The sequence below is a fragment of the Bradyrhizobium tropiciagri genome (assembly GCF_018130545.1).
GTDB lineage: Bacteria > Pseudomonadota > Alphaproteobacteria > Rhizobiales > Xanthobacteraceae > Bradyrhizobium > Bradyrhizobium tropiciagri_A.
On sequence record NZ_JAFCKF010000006.1, the window covers coordinates 98628 to 119137 of the forward strand.

Below are 20510 nucleotides of genomic sequence, written 5' to 3' on the forward strand. Positions count from 1 at the left end.
CCACCTCTTCCGCGCGGCGGAACGGATCGCTTCAGCGCAACATTGCTCTGCAAATCCCGATTTGCTCTCGGTGCACGCCGATGGCAGAACTGCTCCCAACCAAGACCAATGACAGCCGGCAAGGCTGTGCGGGAGGACATATGACCAGTTCAAAAGCAGTACCGGGAATCGTCGGACCGTTTGCCGGGCTCGACGTGCCATGGCTGCTCAAAATGCGCGCCGAGGTGCGCCGCGATCATCCATTCCTGATCTGGGCGCCGTTCGACGCACCGGCGCGGCGCTGGAGCTACGGCGAATTCCATGAGCGGGTCGGCGCGCTCGCGGCGGGTCTCGCCAAACGTGGCATCAGGCAGGGCGACTATGTCCTGATCCACCTCGACAATTGCATCGAGGCGATCATGTCGTGGTTCGCCTGTGTCGAGCTCGGTGCCATCGCCGTCACCACCAACACGCGCTCGGCGGCAGCCGAGATCGAATATTTTGCCGGCCATTGCGGCGCGGTCGCCGCGATCACCCAGCCAGCCTATGCCGAGCTGATCGCGACCAACTGCAAGGGGCTGCGCTGGATCGCAGTGACCTCACACGATGCGGGCCAAGCACCCGCGCAGGCGCCTTCGCACAGCGACAGTTTTGAGGCGCTGTTTGCCGACAGTGCCGACCGGCCGCAGCGCCCGACCGATCCGCTCGCACCGTGCAGCGTGCAATACACCTCCGGCACCACGTCGCGGCCGAAGGCAGTGCTGTGGACCCACGCCAACGCGCTGTGGGGCGCTAAGATCAACGCCGCGCATCAGGATCTGCATGCTTCCGACGTGCACCAGACCTATCTGCCGCTGTTTCACACCAACGCGCTGGCTTACTCGATGCTGGCGATCCTGTGGGTCGGCGGCAGCTGCGTGATCCAGCCGCGTTTCTCGGCAAGCCGATTCTGGCCGGTGGCGCTCGAGCACGGCTCGACCTGGACCTCGACGATCCCGTTCTGCATGAAGGCGCTGCTCGAGCACGAGGTGCCGAAACATCACAAGTTCCGGCTCTGGGGCACCGCCGTGAACGCACCGCCGGCCTTCGCCGTATTCGGTATCAAGATCATCGGCTGGTGGGGTATGACCGAGACCATCACCCACGGCATCATCGGCGAGGTCGATCAACCGAACCCGCCGATGTCGATCGGCCGCGCCGCGCCGGAATACGAAATCCGCATCACCAATGATGACGGCACGCCGACCGGCGTCGGCGAGACCGGAAACCTGCTCATCAGGGGCATTCCCGGCCTGTCGCTGTTCGCCGAGTATCTGCACAACGAGAAGGCCACGCGCGAGAGTTTCGACGAGCACGGCTATTTCATCACCGGCGACCGCGTCACGATGCTGGAGCGCGGCTACACCAAGTTCGGCGATCGCTCCAAGGACATGCTGAAGGTCGGCGGCGAGAATGTCGCGGCCTCCGAGATCGAGCAGGTAATCGCGGTGGTGCCGGGCGTGCGCGAGGCCGCCGTGGTGGGGAAGAAGCATCCGATGCTGGATGAAGTGCCGGTCGTCTTCATCATCCCGCAAACCGGCGTTGCCGCCTTGCCGGCCGATTTGCACGACAAGGTCATGACCGCCTGCCGCTCCGCGCTCGCCGACTTCAAGGTGCCGCGCGAAATCCGCTTCGTCGACGAGATGCCGCGATCGACGCTGGAGAAGGTCGCGAAGGCGGAGCTGAGGAAGATGCTGGAGTAGGCTCTACTCGTCATTGCGAGCGAAGCGAAGCAATCCATGGTTCAGCGCATGCGGGACAATGGATTGCTTCGTCGCTTCGCTCCTCGCAATGACGAGAGGATCAATTCACCTCGAACCGGATCGGCAGCTTCTTCGGGCCGCTGACGAAATAGGCCTGCGTCAGCTTCACCTCGCCGTCGAGCGACAGCGATTTCAGGTGCGGCAGCAGTTCCTCGAACAGGATTCGCATCTCGAGCTTGGCGAGATACTGGCCGAGGCAGAGATGCGCGCCATAGCCGAACGCGACATGACGGTTGGGCTTGCGGTCGCTGCGGAAGCGATCGGGGTCCTCGAACACCTCCTCGTCGCGATTGCCCGAGGCGTAGCACAGCATCAGCCAGTCGCCCTTGGCGATCTTGCGGCCGCCGAGCTCGGTGTCCGCAGTGGCCGAGCGCATGAAATGCTTGACCGGCGTCATCCAGCGGATCGACTCGTCGACCAGGCCCGGGATCAGCTCCGGGTTGGCCTTCACCTTGGCGAATTCGGCGGGGTCTCGCGCCAGCGCCCAGATCGCGCCCGCGGTCGAGGATGAGGTGGTGTCGTGGCCCGCGGTCGCGACGATCATGTAATAGCTGGTCTGATCGTGCTCCGGCATGTAGTCGCCGCCGATCTTCGCATTGGCGATGACGGTGGCGAGATCGTCGCGCGGGTTCTGGCGGCGCTCCTCGGTGATCTTGCGGAAGTAGGCCGAGAAGTCGGCGATGATCGCCTGCAACATCACGGAGACCTGCTCGGCGCTCAGCGCATCCCGGACGCGCGCGGTGTCGGGATCCTGCGGGCCGAACAGCTCCTGCGTCAGCTTCAGCATGCGCGGCTCGTCCGCCTCGGGTACGCCGAGGATCTCCATGATGACGTGCAACGGGTAGTGGAGCGCAACGTCCTCGACGAAATCGCAGGCGCCGCCGCGGTCGAGCATGCGCTGCACCGTGGCGCGCGCGATCTCGCGCACGCGGCCTTCGAACTTGCCGAGATTGGCCGGCATGAACCAGCCCTGGGTCAGCGCGCGGTATTTCGGATGGTCGGGCGCATCCATCTGCACCAGCGAGCGCACCAGATTGGGCCCGCCGGTGATCTTGCGAACACGTTCCTCGAGCGCCTGGTTGGTCAGCGTGGTCGGCCGGTCGGCATTGTGGAACAGGTCGTTCTGCCGGCTGATGGCCTGGATATGGGCGTGCTTGGTCACCACCCAGAACGGATCGAACTTGTCCGGCCGGGCGATCCCGAGCGGGTTGTTGGCGCGCAGCCAGCGATAGCTGTCGTGAATGCGGTCGTCGGCATAGGCGACAGGATCCACGAGGGTTGCCGCGATGTCAGCGGGGATGTCGAGATCCCCGGTCGTTGCCGTGTCCATGATCGTCCTCACCCGCGCAAATCATCGGTCGTGCCGATGATCGCCGGAATCTAGGCGGGGTTAAGGAGGACGACTTGCGTTGATTGGCTAAGGGCCGCGCCGCACGCGTTCTTGCGCGGCGTGACGGAGCGACGACGTCAGGGTTCAATAATGCCCGAATGCCACCGGGCGGAACGCCTGCAGCAATTGCTGGTCGAGCTTGCCGCCCATCTCCTCCATCATGGAGAACGCCTTGGCGTGGGTGAACTGCAGCCGGTAGGCGCGCTTCTCGACCAGGGCGGCATAGACATCGACGATCGTGGTGACCCGGACGATGTCGCTGATCTGGTTGCCGCTGAGACCGTTGGGATAACCGGTGCCGTCGAGGAATTCGTGGTGATGCAGGATCACGTCGAGCATTTCAGGCGGGAAGCCGCCCTGCGCGGACAGCGCCTCATAGCCGCGGCGCGGATGCTCGCGCATCTCGGCCATTTCCTCGACCGTCAACGCGCCGGGCTTGTCGAGCAGCGCGACCGGAACGAAGGCCTTGCCGACATCGTGCAGCAGGGCGGCACGCGCAAGCCGGCGCTGATCGTCGTCGCGCATGCCGAGATGCTGCGCGAAGGCGACGGCAAAGCCGGTCACGAACAGGCAGTGGCGATAGGTCTCCTGATGATGGCAGCCGACCGTGGTCAGCCATTCGCGCAGCGAATTGTGTTTGATCGCCTTGAGAATCTTGTTTTCGGCGGCAACGATGTCCTCGAACTTGAGCGGCTCGCCGGCGCGCATCCGCTCGAACATCTTGACCATCACGCCATGCGCGGCTTCGACGCCGCGGTTGAGCGCCTTGCCGCGATCGGTCTCGTCATAGCCGCTGTCGTCGGGAAATGCGGCGCGGATGCGCTGCAGGATGCCACGCGCATCGAACGGCCGCGAAATCGTGTCGGTGGCGCCGAGCGCCCAGGCCTGCATCGAGGCGTGATGCAGCGCATCCGCCAACACGAACAGCCGCGGCATCTCGCGATAGGCATCGGCCTGCAGCTTGCTACGGACCAGTTGCACGGCTTCGGGCGAACGCAAATTGATGTCGACGACGATGCCGGAGAGATCGCGGGCCGGCTGTTCGGGAATATCTGAAGTCGGAACGGTATCGACCTCGCCCACCGAGCGCAGGATGCTGGCGAGTTCGTTGCTCTGATCGCTTCGATCTGACGCCAGCAGGAGACGACGCTTCGAAGTCTGGTTATTGGCTAAGGCAGTCATGACATCCCCGTCGCGGTAACGACCGACGCCGGGACGCTACCTGACGATGCGTTCCCTCCGGCTTAATGGGGATGCTGAACGATGGTTAAGCGCAATAGGCGCAATTTGAACGATCGCGGAATCCGCTTGCAAAATCAGGCCGGCCGGAAATCAATCGAGCCGGCCACATCGCCGTCGAATCATGAATTATTGCGACTTCATCCACGCGCGACGCAAAAGAAAAACGCCGGAGAGCGGTTAAGCTCTCCGGCGTCTGCATTGGTTCAGGCCGTTACGCCTTCATCGCCGCCTTGACCGCTTCCGCGGTGATCGGCAGGCCGCGGACGCGGGCGCCGACTGCGTTGAAGACGGCGTTGCCGATCGCCGGCGCCACCACCGTCACGGCAGGCTCGCCGACGCCGGTCGCCTTCTCGCCATTGGCGATGACGTTGACCGCGACTTCCGGCAGCTGGCTCATCCGAAGCGGCGTGTAGGTGTCGAAGTTGGTCTGCTCGATACCGCCGTCCTTCAACGTCGCCTTCTCGAGCAGCGCCAGTGACATGCCCCACAGCGCCGCGCCCTCGACCTGGGCTCGGATGCCGTCGGGATTCACTTGCGTACCAACGTCGGTCGCAACCGTCAGCTTCTTCACCGTCACCTCGCCCGACGGGGCAACGGCGACATGAGCGACGCAAGCGGTCCAGCTCGCCGTGGCGCGCTCCTGCGACGACACGCAGGCCACGCCCATGCCTTCGCCCTTTGGCAGCTGCTTGGTGCCGTAGCCGGCGAGACCCATCGCAGCGAGCAAGGTGTTGCGGAGACGCTGCGCGCCGCCGTCATTCTTGCCCTTGCCGTCGAGCAGCGAGATGCGCAGTTGTGCCGGATCCTTGCCGGTCGCATGCGCGATCTCGTCGATCATGCTTTCGACCGCCCAGAACGTCCAGCCCGGCGCCACCGAACGGAGCTGACCCGACGGGGTGGCGTTGTGCGCCATCTCGTTCTTGATCGCCCGCACATAGTGGTTGGGCACGGTGTAGAAGAAGTCCGACCCGTTCACCGTGAAGGAATCGAGCGGACCCTTCTTGTCGACCGAGGGCGTGAGGAAATCAGGGATTCCCCAGCGCTGGGTCGGCCAGGCCGAGACCACGTCATGGCTCATCGCGACGATCTTGCCGTCGGCGTCCATGCCGGCCTTCACCTTCTGGAAGGTCAACGGACGCGAGAAGTCCATCGTCATGTCGTTCTCGCGCGTGTAGATGACCTTGACCGGCTTGCCGACGGCCTTCGCCGCCTGCACCGCGGGCACCATCATGTCGGCGTCGAGACGCCGGCCGAAGCCGCCGCCCAGCCACGCCTGGTGCATCACCACGAACTTCGGATCGATCCCGGCGGCGCCGGCCGCGATCGCACCGGAGCGCGTCGCGAACTGGTTGCCGGAATAGATGTGCAGGATGTCGCCCTTGAACTCCGCGGTGGCGTTCATCGGCTCCATCGGTGCATGGATGTTGATGTTGGTGGTGTACTCCGCCTCCAGCACCTTGGCCGCCGAGCCGTAGGCCGCATCCGGATCGCCGTCCTTGACGAAGAACTGGCCGGAATCGCTCAGGCCCTGAAGCCGCTTGGCTTCCGCGAGCAGCGACTCGCTCGACAGTTTGGCGTTCGGGCCGCCGTCATAGCTGACCTTCAGCGCCTCGGCCGCCTTCTTGGCATTGGCATAGGTGTTGGCGACCGCGACCACCCAGCCGGTCGTGGTGGTGGTCTTGTCGTCGAGGGTGACAGCCTTGATGAAGCCCGGCACCTTCTTCGCCGCGCTGTCGTCGACCGACTTCACGGTGGCGCCATAGCGCACCGGCGGGGTGACCAGCGCGCCGTAGACCATGCCCGGCAGCATCGTGTCGATGCCGTATTTCGCCGTGCCGTTGACCTTGAACGGAATGTCGAGCTGCGGCACCGAGACCCCGATCATGGTGTACTGGTCCGCCGTCTTCAGCTTGATCGCCTTCAGATCGTCAGCCGTGAAGGTCTTGGTTGCCTTGCCGCTCTTCACGACGTCGGCGAACGACATCGACTTCTTCGACTTCGGATGGCTAATCCTTGAGTCGCGCACCACCAGCTCGCTGGCCGGCACGCCCATCGAGGCGGCCGCCGCTTCGGTCAATGCGATCCGGCCGGCAGCGCCGGCGCGGCTCATGGCGTCGAAGTTCATCATCGTCGACCAGCTGCCGCCGGTGATCTGCGCGCCGAGCACGGGATCGTTGTACTTCGGATCGTTGGAGGCGAGCTGGACCCGCATGTCCTTCCAGTTCGCGCCGAGCTCTTCGGCCACGATCTGCGCCATGGTCGAGGCGACGTGCTGGCCCATGTCGGCCTTGCCGCAGGTCACGGTGACGACACCATCGGGCGCGATCGCATACCAGACGCTGGGTTCGAAGTGGGCCGGTGCGGGCGCCGCGAGCGCCTGATCGATGCCGGACGCGGCGTAGCCGAGCACGAGGCCGGTCGCAGCGGTGCCGACCAGGAAGGAGCGGCGGCTGAGATCGGTCGTCTCGGGAGCGAGGTTCTTCACGTGCTTGTTCATGTGGCCCTCCGCTCGGATCCGGTGGCCGATGCGGTGCGCATGTCGGACGCAGCGCGCATGATCGCCTTCTGGATTCGTGAATAGGTCATGCAACGGCAGAGATTGCCGTCCATATGCGCGACCACTTCTTCCTTCGTCGGGTTGGTGTTCTTCGACAGCAGCGCTGCCGCCTGCATGATCTGGCCGGACTGGCAGTAGCCGCACTGCGGCACCTGCTCGGCGACCCAGGCCTTCTGCAAGGGATGATCGCCCTTCGGCGAGAGGCCTTCGATGGTGGTGATCTTCTTGCCGACGGCGTCGGCGACGGAGGTCTGGCAGGACCGCACCGCTTCGCCGTTGACGTGAACCGTGCAGGCGCCACAGAGACCGGCGCCGCAACCGAATTTGGTGCCCGTCATCTGCAATTGCTCGCGGATGACCCAAAGCAGCGGCGTGTCATTGGCCGCCTCGACGGACATATTCCGTCCGTTGATATTGAGATTTGGCATCTCTCTCCCCTTCCGGTGTCGGAAGCCGCTTACGGCGGCAACTCACTGTTGGGTCATGGCTGGCGCCCACCGGGTAAGCGACAGTTGCCGAAACAATGATCCGGTTCCCGGCTGGAGGCAATCCAATTTGGAATTGATCGAAAAGAATAAATTTCGGAAACTGCTTGTTGTGCGATGCGGCAACGGCATGAAGCTTTTGAAATGCCAGTATTGATGCCGTATCGATCACTCCTACCAAGGTCGGTATCGCCAGACCTGACGTCGACAACAGAAGGAGCCCGTCAATGGCCAAGCTCAACCGCGGCGGCGTCGACATCTATTATGAGATTCACGGCAGCGGCCCGCCCTTGATTCTCACCCACGGCTATTCGTCGACCTCGGCGATGTGGCAGGGCCAGATCGAGGCGCTGTCGAAGCGACACAAGCTCATTCTCTGGGACATGCGCGGGCACGGGCAGTCCGACTATCCCGACAATCCGGATGCCTATAGCGAGGCGGCGACGGTCGGTGACATCGCCGCGCTGCTCGATGCCGCCGGCGCCGATCAGGCGATCGTCGGCGGGCTGTCGCTCGGCGGCTACATGTCGCTGGCCTTCCATCGCGCCCATCCCGAGCGGGTGCGCGCGCTGCTGATCATCGACACCGGCCCGGGCTTCAAGAAGGACGATGCGCGCGAGGTCTGGAACAAGCGCGCCGGCGACACCGGCGACCGGTTCGATCGCGAAGGCCTCGACGTGCTGAAATCGCTGAGCGCCGAGCGCGCCTCGGTCTCGCATCGCAACGCCAAGGGCCTCGCGCTCGCCGCGCGCGGCATGCTCGCACAGCGCGACGCGCGGGTGATCGAGTCACTGCTCGGGATCAAGGTGCCCGCGCTGGTTGTGGTCGGCGCCGACGACACGCCGTTCCTGGCGGCATCCGACTACATGGCGGCGAAGATCCCGGGTGCGCAGAAGGCCGTGATCCCGAACGCCGGCCACGCCGTCAACATCGACCAGCCGCAGGCCTTCATCGCCGCCGTGCTGCCGTTCCTGGATGGTCTTGAGGCCAAGTAAGGGATCGAGTGCAAGTAAACGATCAAGGACAAGCCATGAAGACGATTGCCGTCGCATTGTTGCTGACTGCCGCGGCGACCGCGGCGAGCGCGCAGAAGCTGCCGTTCGTGACAGCCCCGTCGACATTCACCGCGACGCTGTCGAACAACACGCCGCTGGTGTTCGGCATGGGCGTCGACGACGCGCAACGCGCGCTCGGCACGCACTTCACATACGTCAGCGGCCGGCCCGGCAACGAAGTCTTCCTGACCTTCCGCGACCTCGGCGGCAGCGGGCTGTTCCCGCATCACGACCGTCTCTTTCTCCAGTTCCGCAAAGGCCGGCTCGCCGGCTGGAAGGGCGACTGGGGCGAGAACTGGATGTGGCGCTAAGCCCGATCCCCAAAGCTTCATGCAACCCCCAACATGACAAGGATGGACCATGGGACAAGACATCAGACTGAAGGCTGCCGACGGATTTGAACTCGGCGCGTACCGCGCCGATCCCACCAGTGCGCTGAAGGGCGCCGTTGTCGTGATCCAGGAGATCTTTGGCGTCAATCACCACATCCGCTCGGTCTGCGACCGGCTGGCGAAGGAGGGCTACGTCGCGATTGCCCCCTCGATCTTCGACCGCATCACGCCGAACTTCCAAAGCGGCTATTCCCCCGACGAAGTCGCCGAGGCGCGCAAGTTCGTTGCCAATCCGGACTTCGCCGCGATGCTGCGCGACAGCCAGGCGGCGATCGACGCGGTGAAGTCGGCCGGCCCGGTCGGCATCATCGGCTTCTGCCTCGGCGGCAGCATCGCCTATGCGGCGGCCACCAAGCTGTCAGGGCTGTCGGCTGCGATCGGCTATTACGGCGGCGCCATCATCCGTTTCGCCGACGACAAGCCGGCGGTGCCGACGCAGCTGCATTTCGGCGAGAAGGATGCCGGCATTCCCTTGAGCGACGTCGAGACCATCAAGTCGAAACGGCCCGAGGTCGAGGTCTTCATCTATCCCGGCGCGCAGCACGGCTTCCATTGCGACGAGCGCGCCAGCTACGACAAGGCCAGCGCCGACATCGCCTGGCCGCGCAGCATGGAATTTTTCGCGAAGCATTTGCGGACGTAGGGCGCGGCTCTTCACGTCTGTCATTCCGGGCCTGCGCCTAACGGCGCATCCTCAGGTGCGCAATTGCGCACCGGGAATGACGACTGGAGAGTGATTTGCCTGGACTAGAACCAGCGCTCGCCGACGAACACGGTATCGCCCGGGCTCATCGGCGTGCCCAGCGGCACCACGAAGCGGCCGGAACCGGAGGCGTCGGTATGCGTCAGGGTCACGCTGTCGCGGCGGGCGCGGGGCGAGAAACCGCCGGCGATCGCGACCGCGCTTTCGACGGTCATGTTCGGCACGTAGGGATATTGGCCGGGGGCCTGGACTTCGCCGAGAATGAAGAACGGCCGGTAGGACTCGATCTCGACCGCCACCGAAGGCTCGCGGATGAAGCCATTGCGAAGCCGCGCCGAGATGTCGCCGGCGAGACCGGCCGGCGTGCGGCCGCGTGCCGGCACCGAGCCGATCAGCGGCATGGTGATCGCGCCCGCGGCGTCGATCGCGTAGGAGTTGGTCAGGCCTTCCTGGCCGTAGACCACAACGCGGAGCTTGTCGCCCGGGCCGAGATGATAGGAATTGTCGTAACCGGCGGGCCCACCCGGGGCGGCAGCATAAACCACCGGAGCGGCGACCGGCGCGGCATAGCCATAACCAGGAGAGGTGCTGGCGAAGGCCGATCGCAATGCGCTGATCGCACCACCGCCGCCGTCAGCAACCGGAGCGGATGCGTAGGCCGGGCCGTAGGTGACGGCGTCGACACCTTGCGGGCCGACGGCAACCGGACCGGACGTGCTCATGCAGCCAGACAGCGCGAGCGCAGCCACAACGGCAGTGATCGGCAATCGTAACGCGCGTGCAACCGGCACCGGACCTATCCCTCAACTACGAGACAAGCCCAGTCTTGCACCACTTATGGTTAATAAAGGGTTTTCGGGGATCGAACGGGAAGCCGGAGAACCCGGCCTCCCATCGACTTGGAACATCAGGCGGCGGTGACGCCGACGCCGATCGGACACGACACGCCGGTGCCGCCGAGCCCGCAATAGCCCGCCGGATTCTTGGCGAGGTACTGCTGGTGGTAATCCTCGGCGAAGTAGAATTCGCCTGACGGTGCGATCTCGGTGGTGATCGCGCCGAGCCCCTTGGCGGCAAGCGCCTTCTGATACATCGCCTGCGACTGCTCGGCGGCTTTGCCCTGCGCATCACCGAAGGTGTAGATCGCCGAGCGATATTGCGTGCCGATGTCGTTGCCCTGGCGCATGCCCTGCGTCGGGTTGTGGTTCTCCCAGAACGTCTTCAACAGCTTCTCGTAGGAGATCTTCTTCGGGTCAAACACGACCAGCACCACTTCGGTGTGGCCGGTGCGCCCCGAGCAGACTTCCTCATAGGTCGGGTTCGGCGTGTGGCCACCGGCATAGCCGACCGCGGTGGTGTAGATGCCGTCGCCGAGTTCCCAGAACTTGCGCTCCGCGCCCCAGAAGCAGCCGAGCCCGAACACCGCCTGCTCGAGGCCTTGCGGATAAGGCGGCGTCAGCTTGCTGCCATTGACGAAATGCGTGGTCGCAGTCGGGATCGGTGTCGCGCGGCCCGGCAGCGCCTCGGCGGCACTCGGCAACGCGGTGGTCTTGCGCATGAACAACATGGATACCTCCGGGCGGGACATCGGCCGACGCGGGCTGCGGCCTGCGGGCCGGCTGTCACCTATATATGTCGTTACGCAGATGATGGCAGCCCTGTTACGAAAGGCTGCACCGGGGCGGGCTGCAGTCGGGTCAGTCGCGCGCGTAGCCGATCAGGCGCTTGCGCGGCCGGAACAGGAACATCAGCAGGATCCCGGCGATGCCGAGCACCGCGAACACCGGCTGCTCCAGAAGCAGGCGGATCACGTCATTCCAGAGCCATGGCGCGAAGCGATCCACCCAGGCATGGAACGCCTGCTGGCTCGACTGGTGGATGTCGTTCCAGAATTGGCCGAATTGGGTGAACCGCAAGCTCTGGTCAGCGACGTAGCGCGCTCCGTCATAGACCATGAAGATGAAGCCGCCAGCCAGCAGCAAAAGGCCGATCAGACGGAAAAAACCGCGGATCATGCGTCACCCTAACTCCCTGTCGCGCCCCACGCGTCGTCAGGCCTTACCGGGCGCCCCCCGGAAATTCAACCTCTTCAGCGGCTTATCCGGCCCCCGGAGGCCCAATTTCCGGTCTTTTTGAGCCCCGAAAGCGTTGACGCTTCTGCCTGCGCCATCTATAAGACCGGCCGATGGCGGCGGGCGCAATCCTGCCGCCGCTGTTCTTTGGACAGTGCCGCATGCGGGGGCTGCATTTTGCGCTCTTCGGATGGCCGCCTCAAGGACACCCAAGCAGATACCTTGGACCAATACATCAGAGTTGAGATTTGAACCGGCCGGTGCGCGCAAGCCCGACCACTGAGCGATCACCGCCGAAGGACAGTTAGAGAACCATGGCCAACACCACCTCCGCCAAGAAGGCGACCCGCAAGATTGCCCGCCGCACCATCGTCAACAAGTCGCGTCGCACCCAGATGCGTGGCGCGGTGCGCACCGTCGAGGAAGCGATCAAGAGCGGCGACCGCGAGGCGGCACTCAAGGCGATGAGCCGCGCCGAGCCCGAGCTGATGAAGGCAGCGCAGCGCAACATCATTCACAAGAACCTCGCGAGCCGGAAGGTGTCGCGCCTCACGCAGAGCATCGCCAAGCTCGCCAAGTAAAGTTCGCGAAGCTCGCAGCGCGAGCTGACTGAAAAACACATTTGTCACGAAGCCCGGCTCGCGCCGGGCTTTTTGTTTTGTCTGGTCGTTTGTCGCGGAAGTTTTTGTCGTGGAAGTTTCGTAGCGCGAGAAGACTGCGCATTGCCGCGCAACGAACCGCGTGTCATGTTTCGTCGCGTCCGTAGTTCTACCGGCTGAACATGCTTAACGCGTCGCACTCGCGCACAGATTGTTCTTCGCTAAGCTAGATAGATGGAATAGCGCGCGAATATCGCGCGTCAAAAAAAGCGACGCGGGGTTACCCTGCAAAAGTAATCGTGAAAAATCACGCTTCGCGAATTACTTATGCACATAGCGCCAGACAGCGATTGGAAAAATGACCGGCGCGAGACCAAATGTAAATTTTCTATGAAAAATTTTTGGTATTGCACCGTCGTTTGTGACGCGCGTGATTCTGTACGCTGATTCAAAAACTTGCTTTCGCAACTCCGCATCGGCAACGCCGCAACAGTCGCGAAGAGTCGCGATCCCCGTCGAATCCACGGATTGTCAGAAAATGCGCTTGGTGTATTTATTTCTTGTTCGCGACGCCCACGGCTCTCCAGATCAGCGCGGTTTGAGACCCAAGGGTGGACGCACAAATCGGCGGCGGTGTGTGCGTTAGCGACGCTCTCCAAGCGAAGCTAGATTGACGGCTCATAGCGATATGAGGACGGTCGACCTGTGTCAAAATTTCTCCGGCGATGTCCCCCGCAATTTGGGGGATCGAACAAGAGAGACCAGGGCGTCAGTCGGAATCTGGCAGCGGGAACGCGGCGCGAGCGAACGGGTTGACGACGACACGCGGCGGCGAAGCGCCGGGCATTTAGGTGTTCGGTAGCGGCAGTTCGAATTTGAAGACACGAGCAAGCTGACACCTTGCCGCGATACGTCGCGGCGGGAGGGGGAGGACTTATGCCTTACGGTATCAACACTGCAGTCGGACCAACGACAACTGAAGTGCAGATTTCCAGTGGTGCCGTAATCAATCCCTCGGACCTTGGCTCTTACCCGGAGCGGCCGTCGAGTACGCGCTGACCTCGCGGGACGCATCTTCTCCAAACAGCTGATCTGTCGCGTGGCGCCTGGCCGCCACACGGGAGAGCTTTGTCCGGAGCGGACCGCGCCCGCTAGAGGTCGCGTCGTGGCAGGAAACCTGCGCGGCGCTTTCGCAATCATCATCTCTCAGATTTGGAAAAGTACGAAAGCTATGACGAACACGGAACAGGATCGCTGGTCGCGGGTGAAGGGACGTTTGCGGACGAGCGTCGGCGAGGACGTTTACACCAGCTGGTTTGCGCGGATGGATCTGGAGAGCGTGCACGACGAGAGCGTGCACCTGTCGGTTCCGACCCGGTTCCTGAAGAGCTGGATCCAGGCGCATTACGCCGACCGCGTGCTCTCCTGCTGGCAGGCCGAGATGCCGGAAGTGCACAAGATCGACCTTACGGTGCGCTCCGCGATCCGTGCGATGGCTCCGGCGAAGGAAGCGGTTGCTCCGGTCGAGGTACGCCGCGTCGAGCGCCACGATGGCCGTCCCGCGCCGGAACTGCGCTCGGTTGCGACCGCGCCGGTGTCCGCCAGCCACGACGCGCTCGGCGGCTCGCCGCTCGATCCGCGCCTGACCTTCGCAAGCTTCGTCGTCGGCCGCTCCAACACGCTGGCCCATGCGGCTGCGCGCCAGGTCGCCGAAGGACGCCGCGGCGATCCCGTGATGTTCAATCCGCTTTACATCCATGCCGGCGTCGGCCTCGGCAAGACGCATCTGCTGCAGGCGGTGACCTGGGCCGGCAATTCCGGCGGCGAGCGCAAGGTGCTGTATCTCACTGCCGAGAAGTTCATGTACGGCTTCGTCGCCGCGCTGAAGACCCAGACGGCACTGGCGTTCAAGGAGGCGCTGCGCGGTATCGACGTGCTGGTGATCGACGATCTGCAGTTCCTGCAGGGCAAGTCGACGCAGGCCGAGTTCTGCCACACGCTGAACGCGCTGATCGATGCCGGCCGTCAGGTCGTGATCGCGGCCGACCGTCCGCCGTCCGATCTCGAAAGCCTCGACGATCGCGTGCGTTCGCGGCTCGCCGGTGGCCTCGTGGTCGAGATGGGTTCGCTCGGCGAGGAACTGCGGCTCGGCATCCTGAAGTCGCGCGTCGCCGCGGCCCGCGTCCACCATGCGACCTTCGACGTGCCGGAGGAAGTGCTCGACTATCTGGCGCGCACCATCACCCATAATGGCCGCGACCTCGAAGGCGCGATCAATCGCCTGTTGGCGCACTCCAAGCTCAACAACCAGCCGGTGACGCTGGAGATGGCCGAGCGCGAGGTGCGCGACCTGATCCGCCCGCAGGAGCCGAAGCGGATCAAGATCGAGGACATCCAGCGCGTGGTCGCCCGGCAGTACAATGTCAGTCGCTCCGACTTGCTGTCGTCCCGCCGCACCGCCAATGTGGTGCGCCCGCGCCAGGTTGCGATGTATCTGGCGAAGACGCTGACCCTGCGCTCGCTGCCGGAGATCGGCCGGCGCTTCGGCGGCCGCGACCACACCACGGTGCTGCACGCCGTGCGCAAGATTGAGGCACTGGTCGCCAAGGACACGACGCTGTCCGAGGAAGTCGAATCGCTGAAGCGTCAGCTGCAGGAATAGACTTCCGTCGCAGGCCGCGCCGGTTCTGTCGCCCTCCCCTTTGCTGCAAGGGGGAGGGCGACGCATTTTCGGCCCCAAAACGTGGGGAACAGACGCCGTCTCCCTTGCGCCAGCCCGCCATCCGCGCCACCTTGCGGTCCCCCCGTGGGTTTGATCAAGTCCGGTATTGATCCGACTTATCGGGTTTCCGACGCCGCGATGCTGCCCTCAACGGCCGCCCGGCTTTTCTATCTGAGGGATCTGGCGGGTATTGCAATGAAGGTCACCGTCGAGCGCGCGCAACTGCTGAAATCGCTGGGTCACGTTCACCGCGTGGTCGAGCGCCGCAACACCATCCCGATCCTCGGCAACGTGTTGATCCGCGCCGAGGGCGCCAAATTGTCGCTGAAGGCGACCGACCTCGACCTCGAGGTGACGGAGACCCTGGCCGCCGAGACGGCAACCGCCGGCTCGACCACGGTGCCCGCGCACATGTTCTACGACATCGTCCGCAAGCTGCCCGAAGGTTCGCAGATCGTGCTGGAGGCCGACGGCGACCGCTCGGTGCTCGCGGTGCGCGCCGGCCGCTCGCGCTTCACGCTGCAGACCCTGCCCGAGAGCGATTTCCCCGGTCTAGCCGCCGGCGACATGACGCATTCGTTCTCGCTGCCGGCCTCCGACATCAAGCGCCTGATCGACCGCACCCAGTTTGCGATCTCGACCGAAGAGACCCGCTACTACCTCAACGGCATCTATCTGCACGCCGCCGGCAGCGCCAAGGCGGCGACCTTGCGCGGGGTTGCGACCGACGGCCACCGGCTCGCGCAGATCGACCTCACGCTGCCCAAAGGCGCGACCGGCATGCCCGGCGTGATCGTGCCGCGCAAGACGGTCGGCGAGGTGCAGCGGCTGATCGAGGGCGACGACGCCGAGATTTCGATCGAGCTGTCGGACGGCAAGATCCGCTTCACGCTCGGCAATGTGGTGCTGACCTCGAAGCTGATCGACGGCACCTTCCCGGACTACGGCCGCGTCATTCCGCAGAACAACGACAAGGAACTGGTCGTCGACAAGAAGGATTTCGAAGCCGCCGTCGACCGCGTCTCGACCATTTCCAGCGAGCGCGGCCGCGCCGTGAAGCTGGCGCTGTCCGCGGGTAAGCTGATCCTTTCGGTCACCAACCCGGATTCCGGCAGCGCCACCGAAGAGATCGAGGTCGAATACGCCTCCGACGCACTCGATATCGGCTTCAACTCGCGCTACCTGCTCGACATCGCCGCCCAGATCGAGGGCGAAGTCGCGGTGCTCAAGCTCGCCGATCCCGGCTCGCCGACGCTGGTGCAGGACAAGGACAGCAAGGGCGCGCTCTACGTGCTGATGCCGATGCGGGTGTGATTTCTCACCTCGTCATGGCCGGGCTTGACCCGGCCATCCATCGAGCAAGAGATGACCTTTTGGGTGTACATCCTCGCGAGCAAGCCGGGCGGAACTCTCTACGTTGGAGTGACCAACAATCTTGTTCGGCGGGTTTACGAACACCGCGAGGGTCTCGCCGAAGGCTTTACCAAGCGATACGGCGTCAGGACCCTCGTCTACTTTGAGGCGCATGAGACAATCGCCGCGGCGCTTCAGCGCGAGAAGAATGTCAAGCATTGGTCACGCGAATGGAAAATTGACCTGATCGTTGCAGGCAATCCCGAGTGGCGCGATCTATATGATGAAGTTGTCCGCTGACGCGGACGATGGATTGCCGGGTCAAGCCCGGCAATGACAAGGTAACATGACCCCGTCCCGCATTCATCGCCTGTCGCTGACGCATTTCCGCAATTACCGGGCGGCGACGCTGCAGGTCGCGGGCGACATGGTGGTGCTGGTCGGGCCGAATGGCGCCGGCAAGACCAATTGCATGGAGGCGGTCTCGTTCCTGTCGCCGGGCCGCGGCCTGCGCCGCGCGACCTTGGAGGACATCGCCGACAATCAGGGCGATGGCTCCTGGGCGGTGTCGGCCGAAGTCGAGGGCGCGCTCGGCCTCGCCACGCTCGGCACCGGCATCGATCCGCCGACCGCTGAGGCAAGCAACAACAGGCGATGCCGGATCGACCGCGAACCGGTGGGGTCTGCAACCGCGTTCGGCGATCATCTGCGCATCGTGTGGCTGACGCCGGCGATGGACGGCCTGTTCATGGGCGCAGCCTCGGAACGGCGACGCTTCTTCGACCGCCTGGTGCTGGCGATCGATTCCGAGCATTCCAGCCGCGTCTCGGCGCTGGAGCGCTCGTTGCGCTCGCGCAACCGGCTGCTCGAGGTGCGCAACTATGACGACCATTGGTGTGACGCGATCGAGCGCGAGACCGCGGAGCTTGCGGTCGCGGTCGCCGCATCGCGCGGCCAGACCGCCGCCAAGCTCGCCGCGATGCTGCGCGAGCGCGGCGCCGCCTCGGCCTTTCCGTCCGCCGAGATCATGCTCGACGGCTGGATGGAGAATGCGCTGCTACAGGAGCCCGCCACCGCGGTGGAGGACCGCTATCGCGAGATCCTGCGTGCCGGCCGTCCGCGCGACGCCGCCGCCGGGCGCACGCTCGACGGGCCGCATCTGACCGATCTGCAGGTGGTCTACGCGCCGAAGAACATGCCGGCGCGCGACGCCTCGACCGGCGAGCAGAAGGCGCTGCTGATCGGGCTGGTGCTGGCGCACGCCACGATGGTCGCGGAGATGACCGGCATCGTGCCGCTGCTGCTGCTCGACGAGGTCGTCGCCCATCTCGATCCCAACCGCCGCAAGGCGCTGTTCGAGGAGCTCGGCAAGCTCGGCGCGCAGGTCTGGATGACCGGCGCCGATCCCGCAGCCTTCGCCGACATCGGTCCGCGCGGAGAGATTTTCGACGTCGAATCCGGCCGCGCCACGCGGCGTGGCTAAGGCCGCGAAACAGGCTCCGAAAGGGGCTCGAATCCGCCTCCGAATCGGGCTTTTCAGAGTGTTCGGAATCGGCCTTCCGAGACCTTGAAAAAGGCCTAAAAAATCCTATCTATTCAATAGTTTGTAGAGAGAGACTTTGCGCTAGGCGCAACCCCTCTTTCATGGCACAAATAGCGGAATCAGCGCCTCATATTGCGCAGCTGATTCGGGACATCCTCGAAGGCCTCACATGACTGAACCTGCCCGGCAGACCCCTGCCGAATCTGAGCACCCCATTCCGGCGGAATATGGCGCGGAATCGATCCGGGTGCTGAAGGGCCTCGACGCCGTCCGCAAGCGGCCCGGCATGTATATCGGCGACACCGATGACGGCTCCGGCCTGCACCACATGGTCTACGAAGTCGTCGACAACGCGATCGACGAGGCCTTGGCGGGGCATGCGAGCCGCGTCCTGGTCACCCTCAACGCCGACAATTCCGTCACCGTGTACGATGACGGCCGCGGCATTCCGGTCGACATTCACAAGGGCGAAGGCGTCTCGGCGGCCGAGGTCATCATGACCCAGCTGCACGCCGGCGGAAAGTTCGACCAGAACTCCTACAAGGTCTCCGGCGGTCTGCACGGCGTCGGCGTCTCCGTCGTCAACGCGCTGTCCAGCAAGCTGGGCTTGCGGATCTGGCGCGACGACAAGGAGCACTACATCGAATTCGCGCACGGCGACGCCGTGGCGCCGCTCAAGGTGGTCGGCGATGCGCCGGGCAAGCGCGGCACCGAGGTCACCTTCCTGGCCTCCACCGAGACCTTCAAGAACGTCGAATATGATTTCGCGACGCTGGAGCACCGGCTGCGCGAGCTCGCCTTCCTCAATTCCGGCGTCCACATCGTGCTCTCAGACATGCGCCACGCGGTCGAGAAGCGCGAGGAGATGCACTATTCCGGCGGCGTCGAGGAATTCGTCAAATATCTCGACCGCAACAAGAAGGCGATCGTGCCGGCGCCGATCATGGTGCGCTCGGAATCCAACGGCATCGGCGTCGAAGCCGCGCTGTGGTGGAACGACAGCTACCACGAGAACGTGCTGTGCTTCACCAACAACATCCCACAGCGCGATGGCGGCACCCATCTGGCCGGCTTCCGCGGCGCGCTGACGCGCCAGGTCAACGGCTATGCCGAAGCCAACGCGAAGAAGGAAAAGATCGCGCTGACCGGCGACGATTGCCGCGAAGGCCTTACCGCGGTGCTGTCGGTCAAGGTGCCCGATCCGAAATTCTCGTCGCAGACCAAGGACAAGCTGGTGTCCTCGGAGGTTCGACCTGTGGTCGAGAACGTCCTCAACGAGGCGCTCGCCGCCTGGTTCGAGGAGAATCCGAAGGAAGCCAAGGAAATCGTCGGCAAGGTGATCCAGGCCGCCGCCGCCCGCGAGGCCGCGCGCAAGGCCCGCGAGCTGACACGCAAGAACCCGCTCAGCGTCTCCTCGCTCCCCGGCAAGCTTGCCGACTGCCAGGAGAAGGATCCGGCGAAATCCGAACTGTTCATCGTCGAGGGTGACTCGGCAGGCGGCAGCGCCAAGCAGGGCCGTAACCGGGAATTCCAGGCGGTGCTGCCGCTGCGCGGCAAGATCCTCAATGTCGAACGCGTCCGCCCCGACAAGATGCTGTCATCCGAGCAGATCGGCACGCTGATCACCGCGCTTGGCACCGGCATCAGCGACGATTTCTCGGTCGACAAGCTGCGTTATCACAAGATAATCGTGATGACCGACGCCGACGTCGACGGCGCCCATATCCGCACGCTGCTGCTGACTTTCTTCTATCGCCAGATGCGCTCGATCATCGATGGCGGCTTTCTCTATATCGCCCAGCCACCGCTCTATAAGGTCTCGCGCGGCAAGTCCGAACAGTATCTGAAGGACGAGCGCGCGCTGGAGGATTATCTGATCTCGACCGGGCTCGACGAATGCGTATTCAAGCCGGCTTCCGGCGACGACCGCTCGGGCCGTGATCTGCTGTCGCTGATCGAAGACGCAAGGGTCATCCGCTCGGTGCTGCGCAACCTGCACAGCCGCTATAATCGCGCTGTGATCGAGCAGGCCGCGATCGCGGGCGTGCTGAGCCCGAGGATCACCGCCGAGATCGCCACCGCCAACTCGGCGGCGGAATACATCGCCAAACGGCTCGACGCCGTGGCCGAAGAGGTCGAGCGCGGCTGGGTCGGCACCTTCACTGAAGGCCACGGCTTCCAGTTCGAGCGCACCGTGCGCGGCGTCAAGGAAGTGGCGGTGATCGACGACGCGTTCCTCGGCTCGGCCGATGCACGCAAGCTCGATGAATACGCCACCAGGCTGCAAGAGATCTACGTGCGGGCAGGCAAGCTGCGGCGCAAGGATGCCGAGCAGACCATCCATGGTCCGATCGACCTGTTCGAGGCCGTGACCGACGCCGCCCGCAAGGGCATCTCGCTGCAGCGCTACAAAGGTCTCGGCGAGATGAATCCGGAGCAGCTGTGGGAGACCACGCTGGACAAGGACGCGCGCTCGCTGCTCCAGGTGAAGGTCAAGGAAGTCGACGAGGCCGACGATATCTTCACCAAACTGATGGGCGACGTGGTCGAACCGCGCCGCGACTTCATCCAGGAAAACTCGCTCAGCGCCACCATCGACATCTAACGGCCTGCGCC

17 protein-coding genes are annotated in these 20510 nt (G+C 64.2%); 10 read left to right on the plus strand and 7 right to left on the minus strand.

Annotated elements, in window-relative coordinates:
- Positions 1–140: 140 nt before the first annotated feature.
- Complete coding sequence (locus JQ616_RS25630; RefSeq protein WP_212019348.1) at positions 141–1721, plus strand: AMP-binding protein; 1581 nt, start codon at positions 141–143, stop codon at positions 1719–1721.
- 100 nt (positions 1722–1821) lie between these two features.
- On the opposite strand, the gene JQ616_RS25635 is transcribed toward JQ616_RS25630, so the two are convergent.
- From JQ616_RS25635 to JQ616_RS25650, 4 genes are all read right to left on the minus strand, one after another.
- On the minus strand, positions 1822–3111 hold the full coding sequence (locus JQ616_RS25635) for a cytochrome P450 (protein WP_212019350.1): 1290 nt from the start codon (positions 3109–3111) through the stop codon (positions 1822–1824).
- Between the two features lie 144 nt (positions 3112–3255).
- Complete coding sequence (locus JQ616_RS25640; protein ID WP_212019352.1) at positions 3256–4353, minus strand: HD-GYP domain-containing protein; 1098 nt, start codon at positions 4351–4353, stop codon at positions 3256–3258.
- Positions 4354–4624: 271 nt separating this feature from the next.
- Positions 4625–6910, minus strand: a complete 2286-nt coding sequence (locus JQ616_RS25645) for a xanthine dehydrogenase family protein molybdopterin-binding subunit (protein ID WP_212019354.1) — start codon at positions 6908–6910, stop codon at positions 4625–4627.
- Positions 6907–7398 (minus strand): (2Fe-2S)-binding protein, encoded by a 492-nt coding sequence (locus tag JQ616_RS25650; RefSeq protein WP_212019356.1) that lies wholly within the window; start codon positions 7396–7398, stop codon positions 6907–6909. Before JQ616_RS25650 ends, JQ616_RS25645 begins: the two co-directional genes overlap by 4 nt.
- A 284-nt stretch (positions 7399–7682) precedes the next feature.
- Between JQ616_RS25650 and JQ616_RS25655 the strand changes: the two genes are divergently transcribed.
- From JQ616_RS25655 to JQ616_RS25665, 3 genes are read left to right on the plus strand one after another with little or no spacing between them, the layout of a single operon-like run.
- A complete protein-coding gene (locus tag JQ616_RS25655) occupies positions 7683–8450 on the plus strand; it encodes an alpha/beta fold hydrolase (RefSeq protein WP_212019358.1) in 768 nt (255 codons plus the stop codon).
- Between the two features lie 35 nt (positions 8451–8485).
- A complete protein-coding gene (locus tag JQ616_RS25660; protein ID WP_212019360.1) occupies positions 8486–8821 on the plus strand; it encodes a hypothetical protein in 336 nt (111 codons plus the stop codon).
- Between the two features lie 49 nt (positions 8822–8870).
- Positions 8871–9545: a dienelactone hydrolase family protein gene (locus JQ616_RS25665; RefSeq protein WP_212019362.1), complete on the plus strand. Its 675-nt coding sequence runs from the start codon at positions 8871–8873 to the stop codon at positions 9543–9545.
- Between the two features lie 104 nt (positions 9546–9649).
- Here the strand turns inward: JQ616_RS25665 and JQ616_RS25670 are convergent, their stop codons facing one another.
- The 3 genes from JQ616_RS25670 to JQ616_RS25680 all read right to left on the minus strand — a co-directional run bounded on the left by JQ616_RS25670 (position 9650) and on the right by JQ616_RS25680 (position 11620).
- Positions 9650–10396, minus strand: coding sequence for a polysaccharide biosynthesis/export family protein (locus JQ616_RS25670; protein WP_212019364.1), 747 nt, complete (start codon positions 10394–10396; stop codon positions 9650–9652).
- Between the two features lie 116 nt (positions 10397–10512).
- The gene (gene msrA / locus JQ616_RS25675) at positions 10513–11172 is read right to left on the minus strand and encodes a peptide-methionine (S)-S-oxide reductase MsrA (RefSeq protein ID WP_212019366.1); all 660 of its coding nucleotides are present in this window, start codon (positions 11170–11172) and stop codon (positions 10513–10515) included.
- A 130-nt stretch (positions 11173–11302) separates the two neighbouring features.
- Positions 11303–11620 carry a hypothetical protein gene (locus JQ616_RS25680; protein WP_212019368.1) on the minus strand — a complete coding sequence of 106 codons (318 nt, stop codon included), beginning with the start codon at positions 11618–11620 and terminating at the stop codon, positions 11303–11305.
- A gap of 371 nt (positions 11621–11991) precedes the next feature.
- Between JQ616_RS25680 and rpsT the strand changes: the two genes are divergently transcribed.
- The 6 genes from rpsT (at position 11992) to gyrB (ending at position 20499) form a co-directional block, all read left to right on the plus strand.
- Complete coding sequence (rpsT, locus tag JQ616_RS25685; protein WP_057015335.1) at positions 11992–12258, plus strand: 30S ribosomal protein S20; 267 nt, start codon at positions 11992–11994, stop codon at positions 12256–12258.
- A 1249-nt stretch (positions 12259–13507) separates the two neighbouring features.
- Entirely contained in the window at positions 13508–14938 is a 1431-nt protein-coding gene (gene dnaA / locus JQ616_RS25690) for a chromosomal replication initiator protein DnaA (RefSeq protein ID WP_212019370.1), read from the plus strand.
- 255 nt (positions 14939–15193) lie between these two features.
- Positions 15194–16312: a DNA polymerase III subunit beta gene (gene dnaN / locus JQ616_RS25695; RefSeq protein WP_212019372.1), complete on the plus strand. Its 1119-nt coding sequence runs from the start codon at positions 15194–15196 to the stop codon at positions 16310–16312.
- 51 nt (positions 16313–16363) lie between these two features.
- The gene (locus JQ616_RS25700) at positions 16364–16651 is read left to right on the plus strand and encodes a GIY-YIG nuclease family protein (RefSeq protein WP_212019375.1); all 288 of its coding nucleotides are present in this window, start codon (positions 16364–16366) and stop codon (positions 16649–16651) included.
- 46 nt (positions 16652–16697) lie between these two features.
- Entirely contained in the window at positions 16698–17834 is a 1137-nt protein-coding gene (recF, locus tag JQ616_RS25705) for a DNA replication/repair protein RecF (RefSeq protein ID WP_212019377.1), read from the plus strand.
- A gap of 229 nt (positions 17835–18063) precedes the next feature.
- On the plus strand, positions 18064–20499 hold the full coding sequence (gene gyrB / locus JQ616_RS25710; protein ID WP_212019379.1) for a DNA topoisomerase (ATP-hydrolyzing) subunit B: 2436 nt from the start codon (positions 18064–18066) through the stop codon (positions 20497–20499).
- Positions 20500–20510: the final 11 nt, after the last annotated feature.

Excerpts from the sequence above, each read along its gene's own strand:
- dnaN (WP_212019372.1), top strand. The coding sequence starts at position 15,194 with ATGAAGGTCACCGTCGAGCGCGCGCAACTGCTGAAATCGCTGGGTCAC.
- JQ616_RS25650 (WP_212019356.1), bottom strand. The coding sequence starts at position 7,398 with ATGCCAAATCTCAATATCAACGGACGGAATATGTCCGTCGAGGCGGCC.
- JQ616_RS25630 (WP_212019348.1), top strand. The coding sequence starts at position 141 with ATGACCAGTTCAAAAGCAGTACCGGGAATCGTCGGACCGTTTGCCGGG.
- rpsT (WP_057015335.1), top strand. The coding sequence starts at position 11,992 with ATGGCCAACACCACCTCCGCCAAGAAGGCGACCCGCAAGATTGCCCGC.
- JQ616_RS25700 (WP_212019375.1), top strand. The coding sequence starts at position 16,364 with ATGACCTTTTGGGTGTACATCCTCGCGAGCAAGCCGGGCGGAACTCTC.
- JQ616_RS25665 (WP_212019362.1), top strand. The coding sequence starts at position 8,871 with ATGGGACAAGACATCAGACTGAAGGCTGCCGACGGATTTGAACTCGGC.
- JQ616_RS25635 (WP_212019350.1), bottom strand. The coding sequence starts at position 3,111 with ATGGACACGGCAACGACCGGGGATCTCGACATCCCCGCTGACATCGCG.
- JQ616_RS25660 (WP_212019360.1), top strand. The coding sequence starts at position 8,486 with ATGAAGACGATTGCCGTCGCATTGTTGCTGACTGCCGCGGCGACCGCG.
- JQ616_RS25640 (WP_212019352.1), bottom strand. The coding sequence starts at position 4,353 with ATGACTGCCTTAGCCAATAACCAGACTTCGAAGCGTCGTCTCCTGCTG.
- gyrB (WP_212019379.1), top strand. The coding sequence starts at position 18,064 with ATGACTGAACCTGCCCGGCAGACCCCTGCCGAATCTGAGCACCCCATT.
- JQ616_RS25680 (WP_212019368.1), bottom strand. The coding sequence starts at position 11,620 with ATGATCCGCGGTTTTTTCCGTCTGATCGGCCTTTTGCTGCTGGCTGGC.
- recF (WP_212019377.1), top strand. The coding sequence starts at position 16,698 with ATGACCCCGTCCCGCATTCATCGCCTGTCGCTGACGCATTTCCGCAAT.
- JQ616_RS25655 (WP_212019358.1), top strand. The coding sequence starts at position 7,683 with ATGGCCAAGCTCAACCGCGGCGGCGTCGACATCTATTATGAGATTCAC.
- msrA (WP_212019366.1), bottom strand. The coding sequence starts at position 11,172 with ATGTTGTTCATGCGCAAGACCACCGCGTTGCCGAGTGCCGCCGAGGCG.
- JQ616_RS25645 (WP_212019354.1), bottom strand. The coding sequence starts at position 6,910 with ATGAACAAGCACGTGAAGAACCTCGCTCCCGAGACGACCGATCTCAGC.
- dnaA (WP_212019370.1), top strand. The coding sequence starts at position 13,508 with ATGACGAACACGGAACAGGATCGCTGGTCGCGGGTGAAGGGACGTTTG.